This window comes from Streptomyces sp. MZ04 (assembly GCF_004684775.1).
Taxonomy (GTDB): Bacteria; Actinomycetota; Actinomycetes; order Streptomycetales; family Streptomycetaceae; genus Streptomyces.
Window position 1 is genome coordinate 1 of sequence record NZ_SRIC01000008.1, and the last position, 18976, is coordinate 18976.

At 70.7% G+C, this 18976-nt stretch carries 17 protein-coding genes and 1 tRNA gene; 11 read left to right on the forward strand and 7 right to left on the reverse strand.

Going from position 1 to position 18976, the window contains the following annotated elements; translation table 11 throughout:
- Positions 1-69: 69 nt before the first annotated feature.
- On the forward strand, positions 70-1419 hold the full coding sequence (locus E2651_RS03500; RefSeq protein WP_135329470.1) for an MFS transporter: 1350 nt from the start codon (positions 70-72) through the stop codon (positions 1417-1419).
- On the opposite strand, the gene E2651_RS03505 is transcribed toward E2651_RS03500, so the two are convergent.
- Both E2651_RS03505 and E2651_RS03510 read right to left on the reverse strand, forming a co-directional pair.
- A complete protein-coding gene (locus tag E2651_RS03505; RefSeq protein WP_135329471.1) occupies positions 1385-2299 on the reverse strand; it encodes a transketolase in 915 nt (304 codons plus the stop codon). The genes E2651_RS03500 and E2651_RS03505 overlap by 35 nt on opposite strands.
- Before the next feature lie 74 nt (positions 2300-2373).
- Positions 2374-3102 (reverse strand): transketolase, encoded by a 729-nt coding sequence (locus E2651_RS03510; RefSeq protein ID WP_135329472.1) that lies wholly within the window; start codon positions 3100-3102, stop codon positions 2374-2376.
- 131 nt (positions 3103-3233) lie between these two features.
- Between E2651_RS03510 and E2651_RS03515 the strand changes: the two genes are divergently transcribed.
- A tRNA-Pro gene (locus E2651_RS03515) sits at positions 3234-3307 on the forward strand.
- A 796-nt stretch (positions 3308-4103) separates the two neighbouring features.
- Here the strand turns inward: E2651_RS03515 and E2651_RS03520 are convergent.
- The 5 genes from E2651_RS03520 to E2651_RS03540 form a co-directional block, all read right to left on the reverse strand.
- Positions 4104-4817 (reverse strand): class I SAM-dependent methyltransferase, encoded by a 714-nt coding sequence (locus E2651_RS03520; protein ID WP_135329473.1) that lies wholly within the window; start codon positions 4815-4817, stop codon positions 4104-4106.
- A complete protein-coding gene (locus E2651_RS03525; protein ID WP_135329474.1) occupies positions 4817-5629 on the reverse strand; it encodes an ABC transporter permease subunit in 813 nt (270 codons plus the stop codon). Before E2651_RS03525 ends, E2651_RS03520 begins: the two co-directional genes overlap by 1 nt.
- Positions 5630-5638: 9 nt before the next feature.
- Entirely contained in the window at positions 5639-6574 is a 936-nt protein-coding gene (locus E2651_RS03530; RefSeq protein WP_135329475.1) for an ABC transporter ATP-binding protein, read from the reverse strand.
- Between the two features lie 60 nt (positions 6575-6634).
- Entirely contained in the window at positions 6635-6820 is a 186-nt protein-coding gene (locus E2651_RS03535) for a hypothetical protein (RefSeq protein WP_135329476.1), read from the reverse strand.
- A gap of 75 nt (positions 6821-6895) precedes the next feature.
- On the reverse strand, positions 6896-7561 hold the full coding sequence (locus E2651_RS03540) for a class I SAM-dependent methyltransferase (protein ID WP_135329477.1): 666 nt from the start codon (positions 7559-7561) through the stop codon (positions 6896-6898).
- Between the two features lie 121 nt (positions 7562-7682).
- On the opposite strand from E2651_RS03540, the gene E2651_RS03545 reads away from it, so the two are divergent.
- From E2651_RS03545 to pcaB, 9 genes are all read left to right on the forward strand, one after another.
- The gene (locus tag E2651_RS03545) at positions 7683-8282 is read left to right on the forward strand and encodes a TetR/AcrR family transcriptional regulator (protein WP_135329478.1); all 600 of its coding nucleotides are present in this window, start codon (positions 7683-7685) and stop codon (positions 8280-8282) included.
- 302 nt (positions 8283-8584) lie between these two features.
- On the forward strand, positions 8585-8917 hold the full coding sequence (locus E2651_RS03550; protein WP_135329479.1) for a 4Fe-4S dicluster-binding protein: 333 nt from the start codon (positions 8585-8587) through the stop codon (positions 8915-8917).
- A complete protein-coding gene (locus tag E2651_RS03555) occupies positions 8914-10842 on the forward strand; it encodes a hypothetical protein (protein ID WP_135329480.1) in 1929 nt (642 codons plus the stop codon). Before E2651_RS03550 ends, E2651_RS03555 begins: the two co-directional genes overlap by 4 nt.
- A gap of 42 nt (positions 10843-10884) precedes the next feature.
- Positions 10885-12117: a 3-deoxy-7-phosphoheptulonate synthase gene (locus E2651_RS03560; RefSeq protein WP_135329481.1), complete on the forward strand. Its 1233-nt coding sequence runs from the start codon at positions 10885-10887 to the stop codon at positions 12115-12117.
- Complete coding sequence (locus E2651_RS03565; RefSeq protein WP_135329482.1) at positions 12114-13478, forward strand: salicylate synthase; 1365 nt, start codon at positions 12114-12116, stop codon at positions 13476-13478. The genes E2651_RS03560 and E2651_RS03565 overlap by 4 nt, the downstream gene beginning before the upstream one ends.
- The gene (locus E2651_RS03570) at positions 13471-15099 is read left to right on the forward strand and encodes an AMP-binding protein (RefSeq protein ID WP_135329483.1); all 1629 of its coding nucleotides are present in this window, start codon (positions 13471-13473) and stop codon (positions 15097-15099) included. The genes E2651_RS03565 and E2651_RS03570 overlap by 8 nt, the downstream gene beginning before the upstream one ends.
- Before the next feature lie 59 nt (positions 15100-15158).
- Positions 15159-15434 (forward strand): phosphopantetheine-binding protein, encoded by a 276-nt coding sequence (locus E2651_RS03575; RefSeq protein ID WP_135329484.1) that lies wholly within the window; start codon positions 15159-15161, stop codon positions 15432-15434.
- Positions 15431-17419: an FAD/NAD(P)-binding protein gene (locus E2651_RS03580; protein WP_280922758.1), complete on the forward strand. Its 1989-nt coding sequence runs from the start codon at positions 15431-15433 to the stop codon at positions 17417-17419. The genes E2651_RS03575 and E2651_RS03580 overlap by 4 nt, the downstream gene beginning before the upstream one ends.
- Positions 17412-18851, forward strand: a complete 1440-nt coding sequence (gene pcaB, locus E2651_RS03585) for a 3-carboxy-cis,cis-muconate cycloisomerase (RefSeq protein WP_135329485.1) — start codon at positions 17412-17414, stop codon at positions 18849-18851. Before E2651_RS03580 ends, pcaB begins: the two co-directional genes overlap by 8 nt.
- Positions 18852-18976: the final 125 nt, after the last annotated feature.

Below are 18976 nucleotides of genomic sequence, written 5' to 3' on the forward strand. Positions count from 1 at the left end.
CTTCCGCTCAGTCGTCAGAGGAACAGCCGTCGGAGGAACAGCGGCCCGGCCGCGCGTGGTGCCCGGGGGATGACCGGCGCGGGCCGGTCCGCTGTTCCTCCGACGGCTGTTCCTCTGACGACTGAGCGGAAGAGCATCCGCGACGGCGGGAGCATCTGGTCGCGGGACTTCACGCTGTTCTTCGGCGCGCGGGCCGTGGCCAAGCTCGGGGACACCATGCTGCCGGTCGCGCTCGCCGCGGGGCTGCTGCGGCACGGGCACGGCGCGGGGGCCGTCGGCCTCGCGATGGCCGCCACCACGGTGTGCTTCGCGGGCCTTGTGATCTTCGGCGGGGTCTTCGCCGACCGGTTCAGCACGCGCCTGCTGATGATCGGCGCCGACGTGGTACGGCTCGGCACGCAGTCGGTCGCGGCCGTCCTCTTCTTCACCGGCCATGTCGTCCTCTGGCAGATCTGCGTGATCGGCGCGGTCAACGGCGCCGCGGGCGCGATCTTCCAGCCGGGCGTCGCCAGCACGGTGCCGCGCCTCGCCGCCGACGTCCAGAAGGCCAACGGGGCGATACGGGTGGCCGAGTCGGTCGCCGCCCTGGCGGGCCCGGCCGTCGCCGGCGTCCTGGTGGCCCTCGCCTCGCCCGGCGCCGTCTTCGCCGCGCACGCGGGAACGTACGGACTGAGTGCCCTGTGTCTATTGCTGCTCAGGCTGCCGCCCGCACTGCCCGGCTCGCTGCCGCACAGCGAGGGCTTCCGGGCCGATCTCGTGCAGGGCTGGCGGGAGTTCAGGTCCCGCACCTGGCTCTGGGGCGTCATCGCCATCTTCTGCGTCCTGATGATCACGACGACGGGCCCGCTGACACCCCTGGTCGCCACGCTCGTCGTCCAGGAGCACGGCTCCGGCGCGTACGGCCTGGTGAACTCCGCCCTCGGCGCGGGCACCGTGCTCGGCGGCCTGTTCGCCCTGCGGCTTCGCCCCCGCCGCATGCTCCGCGCCGGCGCCATCGCGCTGATCGGCTACTGCGCGTTCCCGGCTGCCGTCGGCGCCCAGCTCGGCGTCCCGCTGATGGCGGCGGGCGCCGCGGTCGCGGGCGCCGGACTCTCCTTCTGGGGCGTGATGTGGGCGACGAGCGTCCAGACCCAGGTGCCGCCCGACGTCCTCAACCGCATCCACGCGTACGACGTCGCGGGCTCCATCGCGCTGCTGCCGGTCGGCCAGGCGCTCGCGGGGCCCGCCGCGAGCGCGTTCGGCGCGGAGCAGGTGCTGATCACGGGCGGCGTGACCACGGTCGCCGTCTGCCTGGCCATGCTCGCGGTGCCCGCCATACGCGGACTGGTGCGCGCGGACGCGGCCCCGGTGTCGGGCGGGCCAGGCCGACTGCCCGCGCCGGCGGCTATCCGCGAGCCCGCGCCCCCAGAAACCGGGTGATCCGCTCCCGCAGGGACCGCGCGTCGAGGCCGTGCGCGGCCGTGTGCTCGTCGATCTGCCCGTAGCGGCGCAGCTCGGCGCGGCCGACGCCGAGCCCGAGGACCCGGTGCGGGAGGTCGGCCAGCGCGTCGTTCGCGCCGGCGGTGGAGGTTCCGGCCAGATAGGGCTCGACGATCACGACGTCGGCGGCTTCCGCCGCTCCGACGGCCCCGCGCAGCGCCTCCGCGTCGAAGGGCCGCACGGTGGTCGCGTACAGCACGCCCACGTCGAGCCCCTCGGTCGCGGCGAGGACGTTGTCCAGCATCGGGCCGACGGCGATCACGACCCCGTCACGGCCATCGCGCACGGTGCGGAAGCGTGCCCCGTCGACGGGCAGAGCCTGAGTGTTCGACTGGACCGAAAGACGGACGTACACCTTGTCGTCACCGGCGGCGACCGCGTGCCGCAGCAGGGTCTCCGCCTCGTCCGGGTGCCCCGGCACGTGCACGGTCCAGCCGTCCAGGGTGTCGAGGAGCGCCACGTCACCCGGTGACATATGGGTGAAGCCACCGGCGGGCCAGTCGAACGAAGCGGCCGCGCTGACGAGCACCCCGCCCACGCCCTGGTGCCCGAAGTCCAGCTTGAGCTGCTCGAACGGCCGCTCCACGAGAAAGCTCGCGAAGGTGTGCACGACGGGCCGCAGCCCGGCAAGGGCGAGCCCGGCCCCGGCGCCGACGAGCAGCTGCTCCCGGATCCCGACGTTGATCACCCGGTCCGGGTGCTTGCGCTGAGCGTCCTTGAATCCGTCTGCCCCGATCTCGGCGAGGACGACGGCGACGCGGGGGTCTTCGTCGAGCAGTCGCGAGACGACGGGGGCGAAGCGATCACGCATGGTGTCCATGACAGAGGTACCTCCGGGAGAAGCTGATGTGGGAGTGAGGGGAGGGGAGCCGGACGGCGGTCGGGCGTCAGGCCTCAGGCGAGCTTGGGCTCGCTCACCGAGCCCTTCGGCTCGACCCGCGCCACGACCACGCGCGGCCGCCCCGGATGCGGCGCGGTGAACGCCGCGTACAACGCTTCGTGATCACGGCCGTCGACGGTCTGGGCCGACCACCCGGCGGCCTCGAAGCGCGCGGCGATACCGCCGGGCCTGGCATGCCGCGCGGAGGCGTTGTCGATCACAAGGGTGTGCAGCCGCTCGAGACCGGAAGGACCCGCGAAGGCGATGGCCTCGTGATTGCTGCCCTCGTCGAGCTCCGCGTCCCCCACGAGCACCCACACCACCGGCTCCGCGAGCCCGCGCGCCCCGAGCCCCAGCGCCGTGCCCACCGCGAGCGGCAGCCCGTGCCCGAGCGATCCGCTCCCGATCTCGACCCCCGGCACGAGCACGCGGTCCGGATGGTGCCCCAGCGGAGAGTCGTACGCCCCGAAGCGCTCGAGCCAGTCGACCGGTATGAAGCCCTTGGCGGCGAGGACGGCGTAGTACGCCATGGGCCCGTGCCCCTTGGAGAGCAGGAACCGGTCGCGCTCCGGGTCGCCCGCGCGCTCGGGTGTGACCCTGAGCACCCGGTCGTAGAGCACCCAGAGGGCGTCGAGGGTCGAGGTCGCGGCCGGCCCGTGCTTCTCGTCCCCGGTCATCCGCCCCATGAGGCCCGGCAGATCGGCGTATCCGTACTCGTGTCCGCGTTCCGTTGTCGTCGTCATGCCACCGAGCGTGCAACCTCAAGTTCGCTTGAGGTCAACAGGGCGAGAAAGGCGTGAGCGATCACCGCCTGGAGTGCGGTATTGTTTCGGTGCGCGTTCAGCCAGGGGGAAACCCCAGGTCACACGGGCACCGGGACGTGGCGCAGCTTGGTAGCGCACTTGACTGGGGGTCAAGGGGTCGCAGGTTCAAATCCTGTCGTCCCGACGGAAACGTCGCGGGTAGGGGTCATCTTCGGATGGCCCCTACTTCGTGTTTGGGAGCAAATTTGGCCGAGGAACTACACCGCCGAGCGGAGAAGGGCCAGGCCGCACGGCACCGCGCCGCGATGGCGCGTGACCCAGCACGCGGATAGCGTTCCAGCCCTCCAGCGGAGGGCGCTTGAGCTCAAGAAGACCGCCGCTGTGGCAGGAGAGGCGACTGCACGTCACCTTGCCTACCTCACCGACCGGGTTCTGGTCGCGACAGGCGAGCCCCAGCTGTCCGGGACGCAGTACACCCACGAGCCGGACGGCTCGGACCTGCGTCCGCAACCGGTGGCTGACCCGGAATGCCTCGACGAACGCCGTGCCGCCATGGGTCTGGAACCAGCCGCAGAATACGATCACCGCATGCGCAGATAGGGGCTCTCCCGTAACTAACCTTGAGTCGGGCCATCCCGCTCGCGCGGAGAGCAGAGTTCAGCGTGCCGCTCCTGCTCGTGCCGTACGGGACCATCCCGCACGTGCAGGGAGCAGATCCAACTCGCCGCCGCCATCAAGCAGCACGTGCGGGAAGCAAAGCATCACCTCGACCTCGTCCGGGTCCGCGGCGGGACCATCCCTGCGCGCGGGGAGCAGCGCTGTTCCGCCCAGGGTGGGCGGCTGTGGGCAAGGGAGAGTGGGCAGCACCGTACTGACCTGTCAGTAGGGCAGCCATAGGCGTGCAGCGGTCCGTCCGTGGCGACACCGGCCATGTGGACCTTCCGCAACTCAGGGGCCGTTTTCGGACGGCCCCTGAGTCGCTATGGGGAGGGCTGGGCAAGGTGACCGTCGTGCCGGGGTGTACCCGCGCCAACGGCGACATAGCCGAGGCTGTAGTGCTTGACGGCTGCGTCGTCGGTCCCGGCCCGGACCAGTTCCCACGGCTCGCGACGGCAGTCGGCGGCGAACATCCGGCACAGCAGCCAGGCGAGCGGTCGCAGCGCGACCAGCTCGTCGGCGCCGCCGGCCCGGGCGGGGTAGCACCCGTCCATGACCGCGAGCCGGCCCCCGGGACGCACCATGCCCGCCATCATCCGCAGAGTGCCCTGCCAGTCGGGGATGACGGAGAGTCCAAGGGTGCACAGCACGGCGTCGAACCTCGCGCCCCGTGCCAGAAGCCCCAGCTCTTCGAAGTGCGCCGGGGACAGGCTCGTCACATCGCGCTCCAGTACGGTGATGTTGTCCCAGCCCTGGCCGGCTACCCGTGCGCGGGCGCGCCGCAGCATCCGGGGCGAGCGGTCGACGGCGACCAGCCGGCCGGAGGGGCCGATCTCCCGCTCGATGAGCGGGAAGTTGCGTCCCGTACCGCAGGCGATGTCGAGTACCCGTGCACCTGGGCGCAGGCGCAGCAACTCCGCTGCCTCGGCGCGTGCGCGTGCGTAGAGGGGTCGCTCCGCGCTGGCCCAGTCGTAGACCGGGGCCAGCAGCTCATAACGCCGGCGAGCGGGATCGGCCGCGGTGACCGGCGGGGCCATCAGGCGTCGCGCCGGTTGATCAGTGCGAAGCCGATGGCAAGGGCGACGGCCGCGTACAGGCTGAAAATGCCCATGCCGGGCCAGGGGCCGAGACTGCTGACCTCCGCGCCCTTGGTGATGAAGATCTGGCTGCCGGCGTTCATCGGCATGTACGGGCCGACGTTCTCCTTCCACGAGCTGGGGAGGAGATCGAGCAGGATCGCCGGGACGAAGAGCAGGCCGAAGAGCGCGGCGATCGAGCCGGCGGAGGCACGGAGGACGAGCCCGAGCCCCATCCCGAGCAGGCCCAGAACGCCGAGGTAGAGGCCGCCGCCGCAGACCGCCCGGAGAACTCCGGGATCGGAGATCGACAGCGACAGGGCGTCGTCGGAGGCGAACGCCTGGAAGGCGTAGAAGGAGCCGAAGCAGGAGACGATGCCGACCGAGAGCGCGACGGCGGCGAAGACGACGACCTTGGCGCTCAGCAGCATGCGTCGCTGCGGGACGGCGGCGAAGGTCGCCCGGATCATGCCCGTGCTGTACTCGGTGGTGATGGCCAGCACCCCGAGCACGCCGATGGCGATCTGCGACAGATGCAGGCCCGCGAGGCTGAGCCGGATCGCATCGGCGGTCAGTTTGTCCTCCCCGCTGAGCCGCCCGGGGATGAAGATGCCGGCCAGGGCTCCCACCCCGATGTTGAAGACCACGGCGGCGAACAGGGTCCAGAAGGTCGCGCGCACCGAGCGGAGCTTCAGGAACTCGGAGCGGAGGATCCCGGGAAGATCCGGGCCGGATCGACGAGCGGTGCGAGTTGCCTCGACTGTTGCGTGCATGAACGGGCCTCAGCGGGTGTTCGGGACCGGGACGTGCGCGCCTCCGGCCGTACGGAAGTCCACGGATTCGCTGGTGAGTTCCATATAGCGCTCCTCCAGCGTCTGCTGCTGAGCGGAGAGTTCGAGCAGGGTGACGTCGTGCGCGCGGGCGAGCTCGCCGACCTCATCGCTGGAACTTCCGGTGATGTGCAGCGAGTCGGCGGGCCGACGGACCACGGTGGCGCCCCGGGACTGCAGGAGTTCGGTCAGCTGTTCCGGCTGCGGGGTGCGCACCCGAACGAAGTTCCCGGTACCGCTCCTGATGAAGTCCTCGATGCTCGTCTCGGTGATCAGACGCCCCCGGCCGATGATGACAAGGCGGTCGGCGGTGAGAGCCATCTCGCTCATCAGATGGCTGGAGAGAAAGACTGTCCGGCCTTCGGCCGCGAGCGCCTTCAGCAGATTGCGGATCCACAGCACGCCGTCGGGGTCGAGGCCGTTCACCGGTTCGTCGAGCATCAGTACGGGCGGGTCTCCGAGGAGAGCCGCGGCGATGCCAAGGCGCTGGGACATGCCGAGGGAGAACCCGCCCGCGCGCCTGCGGGCCACGCTCGTCAGCCCGACCACATCCAGCACCTGCTCGACCCGGCTGCGGCTGATGCCGTTGCTGAGGGCGAGGCACATCAGATGGTTGTACGCCGTGCGTCCGCCGTGCCAAGCCTTGGACTCCAGCAGCGCGCCGACCTCGAAGAGCGGCCGGCCGTAGGAGGAGTACTGCTTGCCGTTGACCCGTACCCGGCCTGCGGTCGGAGCGTCCAGGCCCAGAATCAGGCGCATGGTCGTGGACTTTCCCGACCCGTTGGGACCGAGGAATCCCGTCACCTGGCCCGAAGGGACCGTGAAGGACAGGTCGTCCACGGCGAGGGTGGAACCGTAGCTCTTGCTGAGGCCGGCCGCCTCGATCATCGTGCGTTCTCCCCTGCTCGTGTGCCGCTCACCGCGTCGCTGCTTCCGGGGTCGGGCCGGTCAATGGCCTTCTCCGGACACGCTGATGACGCCGGTGAGGTGGAGGACGAGGAACGCGGCGATCAGCACGACACCCACCGCGACCCACAAGGTGATCCGCCATCGCGGTCGCTTGGCCGCCTGCTCGCCGTCGAGGCTCGGGTGACTGCGGGAGTCGGTGTCGGAGTGGTGTGGCAGGTCGGCCATGCGGGCCTCCTCGTAGGCGTACGGACTCTGGTGTCCGATGGTCCGAGTTTTCCGAGACAGAGTGTCTCTGTCAAGTCAAAGTGCATCGAATACGTCACCCAGGACGTAGTGCAGCGAGGGCCAGCGGTCGCCGCTGTCGGTGATGTGGAAGCCGGCCTGTTCGGCCAGGCCCGGCAGTTCGCTGCTGGGAGCGTGCCGGTCCGCGTGCCCGGACGCCATCCCGAGCGTCTTGGCCAGGCGGAGATGACGCGGCAGTCTGCCGTAGTCGACGAGCAGCAGTCGGCCGCCGGGCCGCAGCACTCGGCGCATCTCGCGCAGTGCGGCGAGCCGGTCCCCGTCGGGCAGGTGGTGGATGGCGAGACTGGAGATGATGACGTCGAACGAGGCGTCGCCGAACGGCAGTTCCTGGGCGGAGGCGGTCCGGAACGTGCAGTTGGCCGGCGCCCGGCGTGCGGCGTACTCGATCACCGGCTGCGATGGGTCGATGCCCACCACATGGCCGCCTGGGGTGACGGCGAGGGCGGCCCGGCGGCTGAAGTAGCCCGTGCCGCAGCCGATGTCGAGAATCTGCTGCCCGGGGCGGGCGCCGCTGAGGGTGACCAGGTCGTCGTAGACCCGGCGCCGACGGCCGAGGAAGCCGATCGCCGCGCCGATTTCGTACAGCCGGGCCCGGCGGATCTGTGCGCCGCCGTGGCCTGGCGTGTGCTGAGGGTGGATCGGGGTGTGCGGCCCGTGTCCCATGAAGCGGCTCCCTGTCTCCCGGGTCCTTCGTCTTCTGTGAGGCGTTCACTCCGAATTTTACAATACAGACTGTATCGATGGCGGCATAACGTCGTAGTCCTGCGAGCTGTACGATTACGGCGTGCCGAAGCTGTGGAGTGAGACGATCGAGACGCACCGCCGAGCGGTGCACGACGCGGTCCTGGATGCGACGGCGGCGCTGGCAGCCGAGCATGGGCCGCTCGCGGTCACGATGTCGCAGATCGCCGAGCAAGCGGGTATCGGCCGGGCGACGTTGTACAAGTACTTCCCAGACGTCCAGTCCATCCTCGTCGCCTGGCACAACCGCGAGGTCACGGCACACCTCGAGGTACTTGCCCGCGCCCAGGGACAGGGGGGCGATCCCGGCAAAAGGCTCGAGGCGGTCCTTGAGGCCTACGCCCTGATCCATCACGAGCGGGCCCGCCGTCACGGCCGGGGGAGCGGTGGCGCCGAGCTGGTCACGCTGCTGCACCAGGACGACCATGTCGTACACGCGCAGCGGCACATTCACGAGATGGTGCGGGACGTGCTGGCGGAGGCCGCCGCGGCGGGCCGTGTTCGGGACGATGTCGCTCCCGTCGAACTGGCCGCCTACTGCCTCTCGGCCCTGCAGGTGGCCGGGAGTCTCCCGTCCGCCGCCGCGGTGCGCCGTCTCGTCACCGTCACCCTCGCCGGGCTGCGGCCGGGCGACTCGGCCTGACACGGCTCCGCCTGACGCGGCTCGCCCTGCGCGCGTTGGGGGACTTCGCGAATACCGTCCGGCGAGTAGAGGTCGTACGCGGGCGTATTTAGAGGGTCCCATCCTGCCCGCCGGTGCGGCGCGAACTCCATTTCATACGGACCGTCGTGGGCAACTGCGGGAGTTCCGTGGTTGAACAGGAAGCGCCTGTCCTTCTTGACGGTTCATCGGCCGGTGCCTGACGCTTCGTTACCGACGACCCGACTGGAAGTGCTGCTAGCCGTCGGGCAATTGGAATCGACACCCGAGGGTGGGGAGTCGTAATGCCGCAGAACGAAGAAATTGCGGCAGCTGCAAGGGCTGCCAGAACGGAACGCGTCACCACCAAGGCACGTAAACCCGGATGGCAGAAACCGCCGCGCCGCATCGAATCATCAGAATGCATAACGTGCGATTCCTGTGTGCGAAGTTGTCCGCCGGAATTCAATGCGATCTTTGACCGGGGACTTGATGTGGTCATCGTTCCCGAACTGTGCTCGGGCTGTCCGGTGTGCGTACTGGTCTGCCCCGTGGACTGCATCTACGTGGACGAGGACTGGTCGCCGACGGACAGCGACATGTGGACGCACATCGCGGCCCAGGAGGCCGGCCGATGACCCCCCGCGGCGAGACAGGGACGGGCAGGGCGGCGGCGGGCTCGCGCCGTGCCGCGTTGGCGAAGGCCAGGCAGAGTCGCCGTCCGAGCCGCCTCGGCGAGCGGGCCGGTGCCGCTCCCAAGCCGGACTTCGTCTTCGACAGCAACGCCGGATTCCCGGGGTTGCTCGCGCGGACCTGGTCCCGGGCGGCGGCCGAGCAGGACCCGGGCCGGGCAGTGGAACTGCTGCTCACCCTCGGCGGGCTCGTACCCGCGGACATATCGCTGCGCGCGCTGCGATGTACGGAGGAGGCCGCACTGCGGGTGCTCTTCGGCATCTCCTGGCGCGAGCCCGCCGACAAGGGGCGCGACATGGCGACGGCCGACGCGGCGGGCCCGCCCGCGTTCCTCGGCGAGCTGGGACTGACCACCAGTGGTCGCGTGGTGCTCTCCGTCCCCTCCGAAGGGCCGCTGGCCGGCCGGGAGAAGCTGGTCGACGGGGTGTTGCGGATCCCCTGGCCGGCGCCGGCGCTGACCGCGTACGAGCATGAGGTCGGGCAGGCGTCGGCCCGCTCGGCCGCCGAGGCCGCGGACTGCCGGGCATGGCTGTCGGCCACTGGCCCGCAGGGGCGCGACAGGCTCCTTGACGAGTTGAAGGACGCCGCGCGCCGGACCGCGCCCTTCGTGCTCTACCAGGAGGAGCGGCAGTACACGAACTTTCGCGAGCGCAACACCCTGCCCGGCAAGACACTGTGGCCGGGACATCCGGACTGTGCGCTCAGCGCACTGCAGGGCATACCGCTCGCCCTGTGGTCGGACAGCGATGTCGTGATGGTCGTCTGCCTCGCCCTCCTGGTCCGTTCAGCCGGATACGCCAGGATCGAGGAGGCCAACGGCACCCAGCTCACGGTCGGCCATGTGGCCGCACTGCTGGAGCGGACCCGGCGCAAGTACAACGCCGTGCCCGGTGGCCGGAGGGTGCGCCCGGCGGCGTCTCAACGGGTCACCGAACTCCGCACGCTGGCCGCGGCCATCCGCGCCCGGCGGGCCCAGGTCACCCGTTCCGTACAGCTCTACCGCGAGATCCACGGCCCCCTCATGCACAAGATCGAGCGCGTGGCCGAAGCACCCGCGGACGGTGCCAGGGAACGGGAGCAGAGGATCTGCGCCCGCTTGGCCGACCGGATCCCGGTCACCGGTGGGACGTTGGCGGAGATGTCCGCGGACATCCAGGCCGGCGCCGACTGGCTCACCCGGCCGCACGGCGCGTTCGGCACCGGACTCGAATCCCTGGTGTACGAGACGGTGTCGGCCGCCCGGGCGGCCTTCGACGCCGACTTCGCCATGAGCCGCGGCCTGCGTTCGCTGCCCGCCCTCATCCAGGCGCTGCGGCATGAGGACTGGGCCCGGATCTCCGGATGGGAGCTGCCCGAGTATTTCTGCTGCGTGGTGCCGGCGGCCGGAGCGCGCCGCTACTTCGAGGACTCGGCGGACCGGCTCGCCGATGTGGCGTGGGCGATCTCCTCCCGTATGCAGTACAACTCGTGGCATTTCATCGTCGGCAATCTGCCCAAGGTGCCCGAGGTGGAGGCACGCGACTACTTCGTGCCGCCCACTGTCCCCGACATCGCCTTCCACTCCGACCAGCACCACCACGGCCATGTGGCGGCGCAGGTGCGCTTCAGCATCCGCAGCCCGCAGGCGGTGAAGGTACTTGACCGGGCCTTCGGAGGCTTCGTCGATCTGCGGTTGCTGCGCTGCGCCGGGACCCCGTTCGGTGAACAGGACCTGTTGGCGGCGCAGCACGTCTCGACGCTGCTTGCCGACGCCACCACCGCCACCGCCACCCTGGTGGCCGCCGGCGCCGAGGCGGAGGTCACTGCCTTCGGACCGCAGTGGCACTGGGAGACCGTCACGGCCGGCGAATCCCGCTGTGCCGATGGCTGACGGACTGAGAACCGGCCATCCGACTGCGAGGGGAGGGGAGTTGTGCTGCGTCACGAGGCACTGGACCCCGGCACGGCATTCGTCGACCTGCACAAGTCCGCGCGGCTGCGGGCGCTGAGCAGACTGCCCGCGGCACACCAGCCGAAGTGGCTGCACCACACCGACCTCGCCTGTATCCGCGGTGAACTCGCGGCACTGCCCGCCCTGGTGGGCAGGGCGGGTATCGCGGCGCTGCGCGATGCCCTGTGCGAGGTGGAGGAAGGCACGTCGCTGTTGCTTCATGTCGGTGAATGCGCCGAGCTGTTCACCATGGCCGGCCAGGACCAGGTGGAGCGCAGGCTGCGGCTCTACCGGGCCATGGCCGACCGCCTCGCGGCGCGCACCGGGAGCTCCGTGGTGCTCCTCGCCCGGATGGCCGGTCAGCACGCGAAGCCGCGCAGCAGCCCGACCGAGGAACTGCCCGACGGCACTGTGCTGCCGGTGTACGCCGGTGACGCCGTCAACGCCCTGGAGTCGACCGAGGTGGGCCGCCGGGCAGACCCCTGGCGGCTGTTGACCAGTTACGACCGCTCCCGCGACACCCTGACCGCCCTGCAGGAGCTCAGCGCAGCCGGTCAGCGTGCCTTCGTGTCGCACGAGGCGCTTCTCACGGACTACGAGGAGCCCATGACCAGGGGCGAGCGGGAACTGCACTCGGCCGGTGGACATCTGGTGTGGATCGGCGAGCGGACCCGGGGCGCCACCGACTGGCACATCCAGTGGGCGGCGTCGATCGCCAATCCCGTCGGCGTGAAGCTCGGGCCGACCGCCCGGAGCCAGGATGTGGTGCGGCTCGTCCGCACCCTGAACCCCCGGTCCCAGAGCGGGCGGCTCAGCCTCATCGCCAGGATGGGCGCGGCCGCGGCGGCGGACCGGCTCGCCTCGCTGGCGGGTGCTGTCCGCCGCTCGGGCGTTCCCGTGCTGTGGCAGTGCGACCCCATGCACGGCAACACCCGCCGGGCAGGCGGCGTCAAACTCCGTCTGCTGTCCGATCTGAGGGCGGAAATGACTGCCTTCGTACGGACCCTGCGTGCCGTCGGTGCGCGGCCCGGGGGGCTGCATCTCGAAGTGACGCCCGAGGACGTGCGGGAGTGCCTGGAAGACGAGGACTCGCCTGGGACGGTCACCTCGTCGGCGCCGTGCGACCCCCGGCTGAACACCGATCAGGCACTGGAGCTGGTCGATCACTTCGCCTACGAACTCACTTGTTCACCACAGACCGGAGTTCACCGATGACCACCACCGCCGCGGCCTCCCAGCACTACCTCGAAACCTGCCTCCGGCTACCGGACGATCCGCTGGTCACCCTTTCCCGGCTGGCCGCCGCCGGTGTACACCGGGACTATGCGATCTACGAGAACGACGGCCAGTGGTCGTACGCGGGAGGCGCGCTCGCCGAGATATCCCTTGACCGCTCCGGGGCCCGGCTGCGCGGTGCGGAGTCGGCGGAGCTGACCGAGCTGGCCTGGGACGGCGCGCCACTGCGCCAGGTGCACAAGCTCCTTGAGCGGGTGCCCTTCGCGGACTGGCGGGCCTACGGCTGGGCCGCGTTCGAGCTCGCATACGCCAAGGGCGGGGACACGAGCCTCGTCGGCGGGGAGCGGCTGCTGCATCTGGTGGTGCCGCACACCGAGGTGCGGATCAAGGGCGGCTGGGTACAGCTCAGGTCGGCCGACGCAACGACCCTCAAAGCAGCGGCCGCCGCGCTGAGCACGGACGGCGCCCAAGTGGCGGACACGGTGCGGCCGGTGGATGTCCGGGGGCACGGTGCGGACGCCTACGAGCGAGCCGTCGAACTGGCCATCGCAGACATCCGGCAGCGCAAACTGCAGAAGGTGATCCTCTCCCGGGTCGTGGAACTGCGGGAGGAGATCGACTTCATCGGCACCTATGTCGCCGGGCGGCGCGGGAACAACCCGGCCCGGTCCTTCCTGCTGCGCCTCGGTGGAGTGGAGGCCGTCGGCTTCAGCCCGGAGATCGTCGTCAAGGTGGACAGCGACGGACGTGTGGTCAGCCAGCCCCTGGCCGGCACGCGTGCCCTCACCGATGACCCCGAACTCAACGAGCGGCTGCGCTCCGATCTCGTCACGGACGCCAAGGAGATCTTCGAGCACGCCATCTCCGTGAAGATCGCGCTCGACGACATCGAGAGCATCTGCGCACCGGGATCCGTGGCCGTCGAGGAGTACATGGCGGTGCGGCACCGCGGCAGTGTGCAGCACCTGGCCTCCAGGGTCTCCGGGCGGCTTGCCGAGGGGTACGGCCCCTGGGATGTCTTCGCCGCCGCGTTCCCGGCCGTGACCGCATCGGGCGTGCCCAAGGAGGCCGCCTACGCCAGTATCCGGACGCATGAGCCGCAGGCCCGCGGCCTCTACAGCGGCGCCGTGCTCACCGTGGACCAGGACGGGGCGATGGACGCCGCGTTGGTGCTGCGAGCCGTCTACCGACGCGACGGCCGGACCTGGCTGCAGGCCGGTGCCGGGGTCGTGGGCCAGTCCCGGCCCGCCCGCGAGTTCGAAGAGACCTGCGAAAAGCTCGAGAGCGTCGCACGGTTCCTCGTCCCGTCCACGCGACTGGAAGGTGCGGCTCATGCTTGACGGTTGTACTCCCTGGCCGGCGGAGTTCCAGGCGCGATACCGGTCACTCGGCTGCTGGCGGGGCGAGTCGCTCGGATCCCTGCCCCGTACCTGGGCGCGCGCATACGGCTCCCGCACCGCCCTCGTCCACGGAGAGCAGCGGATCAGCTATGCCCGACTCGCCGGTCTGGTGGACCGGATGGCGGCCGGGTTCCGCGCCCGCGGGCTGCGCGCGGGGGAACGGGTGATCGTACAGCTGCCGAACATCCCCGAGTTCGTCATCGTGTGCTTCGCCCTGTTCCGGCTCGACGTGAAGCCGGTCTTCTCACTCCTCGCGCACCGGGCGGATGAGATCCGGCATCTGGCGGCCCTCTCGGGTGCGGTCGGATACGTGGTGCCCGGCGCCTACCGGGGCTTCGACTTCACCGCGCTGGCCGGGCGGATCGCGACGGATGCCGAGGCATTGCGCCTGGTGTGCGTGGCGGACGGCAAACTGCCCGATGCGGTCGGGGGAAGCGGCGCGGAGTCGGTCGCGCTGGCCGATGTGGACGCGGATCCCGTGGAACTGCCCGAGCCGGACGCCTCGGACGTGGCCTTCTTCCTGCTCTCCGGCGGGACCACGGCGCTGCCGAAGCTCATCCCGCGGACCCATGACGACTACGCCTACCAGACCCGGGTGACCGCCGGAATCAACTGCCTCACCGCGGACGACGTGTATCTCGCCGCGCTGCCCGTCGAGTTCAACTTCTCCTGGGGCTGCCCCGGTGTGGTGGGCACGTTGAGCAACGGCGGAACGGTGGTACTCGCGGACGGCCCCGACCCCGCGGACTGCTTCGAACTGATCGAGCGTGAAGCGGTGACCTTCACCTCGCTGGTGCCGACGGCGGCGCAGCTGTGGGTCGAGGCCGCGGACGCCGTTCCGTACCAGGCACACAGCCTGGAGCTGATCCAGATCGGCGGCGCCCCGCTGCACCGTGAGCTCGCCGAGCAGATCCTCCCGGTCTTCGGGGCCCGCCTTCAGCAGGTATTCGGCATGGCCGAGGGACTCCTGACGTTCACCCGAGCGGACGATCCGCCCGAGACCATCCTCACCACCCAAGGGCGGCCTGTCTCGCCGTACGACGAGATACGCATCGTCGACGAGGACGGCGCCCAGGTCCCGGTGGGCACCGCCGGGGAGTTGCTGACCCGCGGTCCGTACACGCTGCGCGGCTACTACCGCGCCGCCGAGCACAACGCACGAGCCTTCACGGTGGACGGCTTCTACCGCACAGGGGACCTCGCCCGGCTGACCGGCACGGGCGACCTGGTCATCACGGGCCGGATCAAGGACGTGATCATCCGCGGCGGTCACAAGATCTCCGCCACGGAGCTCGAGCACCATCTGCACGCTCTTCCGGCCGTGGAGCGGGTGGCCGTGGTGCCCGCTCCCGACCCGTACCTCGGCGAACGGATCTGCCTGTACGTCAGGCCCGCGGGTGATCCCCCGACCCTTGCGGAGCTGCGCCGGGCGCTGCATGAACTCGGGCTCGCCGACTACAAGTTGCCCGACCGCCTTGAGATCGTCTCCGAGCTCCCGCTCACGGGCCTCGGCAAGGTCGACAAGAAGGCACTCTCCCAGGCCGCTGCCGCGACTGCCTGACCGCCACCGGCCGATCTGCGACGGCCGGATCCCACCCGAAGGACAAGGACGGACGAGTGATGGAGCGATCCACGGCGAGCGAGCCGCCTACCCTCGACGAACTGCGCGAGGCCGTCGCCGGCCTCCTGGGCACCACCCCCGAGGACATCCCGGTGGACGGGAACCTTCTCCAGCTGGGCGTCGACTCGATCTGCGTCATGCGGCTGGTCAACGGCTGGCGCCGGGCGGGACTGCGGGTGTCCTCGCGCGAGTTGTTCGCCGAGCCCACCCTCCTTGCGTGGCACCGGCACCTCGACGCACTGGGCCATGACACGAGCGGCGAAGCCCGGCGGTGAACCACGCGACCGGACGGCTGTCCGTCTGCATCATCGGCGGGGGACCGCGAGGCGTGTCGGTACTGGAGCGCATCTGCGCCAACGCGCGGCGGACCGCGCCCGGCGGGCCTGTGGGCGTGCACATCGTCGATCCGTACCGGCCGGGCGCCGGCAAGGTGTGGCGCACCCAGCAGGCCGAGCATCTGCTCATGAATACGGTCGCCTCGCAGGTCACCCTGTTCACCGACGACAGCGTGGAGCTGGAGGGACCGGTCGTGCCGGGCCCGAGTCTCCACCAGTGGGCCGTGGAGCTGCCCGCCGGGACCTACGGTCCGTACGACCATGCCACCGTCGCCGAGGCCCGCAGGCTCGGCCCGGACACCTACCCGACCCGGGCCTTCTACGGCCGGTATCTGGAATGGGTGTACCGGCACATCAGGCGATCGGCTCCGACGCCGGTTTCGGTGACGGCGCATCGGTCGCGGGCGGTCTGGCTCGACGACATGGCGGGCGGCAGCGGGCGGCAGAGCGTGCTCCTGGAGAACGGGGTGAGGCTGGACGGACTGGATGCCGTCGTACTCACACAGGGGCACGTGGGGGAGCGGCTCACCCACACCCAGGCCCGGCTCGCGGCCTTCGCGGCCGAGCACGGCCTTTGCTATGTGCCGCCGGCCAATCCCGCGGACACCGATCTCTCCCACATAGGCGCGGTCGAGCCCGTGTTGCTGCGGGGGCTCGGCCTCAACTTCTTCGACTATCTGACACTGCTGACCACCGGCCGTGGCGGCCGGTTCCGCCGCACTGGAGACAGCCTGCGGTACGAACCTTCCGGAGCGGAACCGCGGTTGCTTGCCGGGTCCCGGCGGGGTGTGCCGCACCACGCCCGCGGCGAGAACGAGAAGGGGCCCTACGGGCGCCATCAGCCGGTCGTGCTCACGCCGTCGGTCATCGAGCGGCTGCGCAAACGTGCGGTCAGAGAAGGCGGGTTGGACTTCCGGGCCGAGCTGTGGCCGCTGATCGCCACCGAGGTCGAGACCGTCTACTACAGCGCGCTGCTCGAGGCCCATGGCCGCGGTGTCGTGGCCCGACGGCTGCGCGCACAGTACCCCGCCCGGGCCGACGACCCACGGGAACGTGAGCTGCTGTGCGCCGAGTTCGGCATCGCACCGGGGGAGCGCTGGAACTGGGCCCGCATCGCCCATCCCCATCTGGAGCGCTCGTTCACCGGACCGGGCGACCACCGTGCCTGGCTGCTCGGGCATCTGCGGGCCGATCTGGCCGAGGCGCGGTCGGGCAATGTCCGCGGGCCGGTGAAGGCGGCCGTCGACGTGCTGCGCGATCTGCGCAACGAGATCCGGCTCCTTGTGGATCACGGCGGACTCACCGGTGATTCCCACCGGGATCATCTGGACGGCTGGTACACGCCGTTGAACGCCTTCCTCTCCATCGGTCCGCCGGCCAGCCGGGTGGAGGAGATGATCGCGCTCATCGAGGCCGGAGTCCTCGATGTGCTCGGTCCCGGTCTTTCGGCCTTCGCCGACCACGGGTGCCGGGCGTTCACCGCCCGCTCCGCACGCGTGCCGGGATCAGCCGTGCGGGCAACCGCGCTGATCGAGGCCCGGCTCCCGGGAACGGACCTGCGGCGCACGGCCGACCCCCTGCTGCAGCAGCTGCTCGCGCGCGGTGAGTGCACCCCGTACCGCATCCCTGTGGGTGCCCAACGGCCCTATGAGACAGGGGGACTTGCCGTCACCGGGCGGCCCTACCAACTCCTTGACGCGGCCGGTCGGCCGCATCCTCGGCGCTTCGCGTTCGGCGTCCCCACCGAGGGCGTGCACTGGGTCACCGCGGCCGGAGTGCGCCCCGGGGTGAACTCCGTCAGCCTGAGCGACGCCGATGCCATCGCGCGGGCTGCGCTCGCGCTGGCCCCCGCGCACCTTGAAGCCCCCGCGGCCGTGCCGAGCGGCGGCAGTCCGACGACGGAGAGCGGAGACGAACATGGTTGACGACGACGGCCGAACGGCCGCCCCCGACACCGGCCTGCTGTCGCCCGTGCGAGCCGGCACCCGGATCGAGGCGCTGCTCGACGACCGGGCCTGGCTGCAGGGACTGCTCGACGCCGAGGCGGCGCTGGCCAGGGCGCAGGCCGGCCTGCGGCAGATACCGCAGTGGGCCGCGGCCGCGATCGGCGCCGCCGCCCACTGCGAACGCTTCGACATCCCGGCCCTGGCGGTGCGTTCGCGCGAGGCCGCCAATCCCGTGGTGGCCCTAGTCCAGGACCTCGCCGCCGAGGTCGCGAAGTCCGATGTGGCCGCGGCCGAGTACGTCCATCGGGGCTCTACCAGCCAGGACATTCTCGACACCGGCGTGATGCTCGTGTCGGCCCGCGCGCTGCACGTGATCGAGGACGATCTCCGGCGCGTCACGACGGCCCTGGCCGGCCTCGCGGAGCGGCACCGTGACACCCCCATGGCCGCCCGCACCCTGACCCAGCACGCGGTGCCCACCACCTTCGGGCTGAAGGCAGCGGGCTGGCTGCTGCTGGTGCACGGTGCCGCCGACCGGGTACGGCAGCTGCGTCTGGGAGGCCTTCCCGTGCAACTCGGCGGGGCGGCAGGGACGTTGGCGGGATACGCCGAGTACGCCGGGCTCGACCAGCCGGATGCCACGGGGTCCGCCGGCGGGCTCGCGGGCCGACTCGGTGCGGCTTTCGCCAGGGAGACCGGTCTGGCCGATGCGGTGTTGCCCTGGCATACGCGGCGTACGCCGCTCGCGGACCTGGGCGCGGTGCTCGCGCTGGTGAGCGGGGCACTGGGGAAGATCGCCGTCGATGTGCAGTCCATGACCAGAACCGAGGTCGCGGAGGTGGCCGAGCCGGCCGCGGTCGGCCGGGGGGCCTCCTCGGCCATGCCGCACAAGCGCAACCCGGTCCTCGCCACCCTGATCCGCGCCGCCGCGATGCAAGTGCCGCTGCTCGCGACGAACCTCGCCCAGTGCATGCTCGCCGAGGACGAGCGGTCGGCCGGTGCCTGGCACGCCGAATGGCAGCCGCTCCGGGAATGCCTGAGGCTGACCGGCGGCGCCGCGGCCACGGCCGCCGAACTGCTCGACGGAATCGAGATCTTCCCGGAGCGCATGCGGGCGAACCTGGAACGCACCGGCAGCCTGGTGGTGTCCGAGCGCCTTGCGGCCGTGCTGGCGCCGGTCATCGGCAGGACGGAGGCGAAAGCCCTGCTGTCGGCGGCCTCCGCGGAAGCGGCCGACACCGGAAAGCCGCTGGGTACGGTGCTTGCCGACCGACCCCAGACGGCCGACCGCTGGTCGGAGAAGGAACTGACCGCACTGCTCGACCCGGTGAACTACCTGGGCGCGGCACCGGAACTCGTCGACCGGGCCGTACGGGTGTACCGTACGGCGGCCCTTGCTGAATCGCCATGAAATAGATGTGAATCGGCGGCGGAATATCTTGCTCCAACGGCGGAATATCCGGCTCCCATTCGGTAATTGATTCAACGGTTGATCTCTTGACCCCCTACCAACCTCGCTAGTAGGGTTCGGGAAGC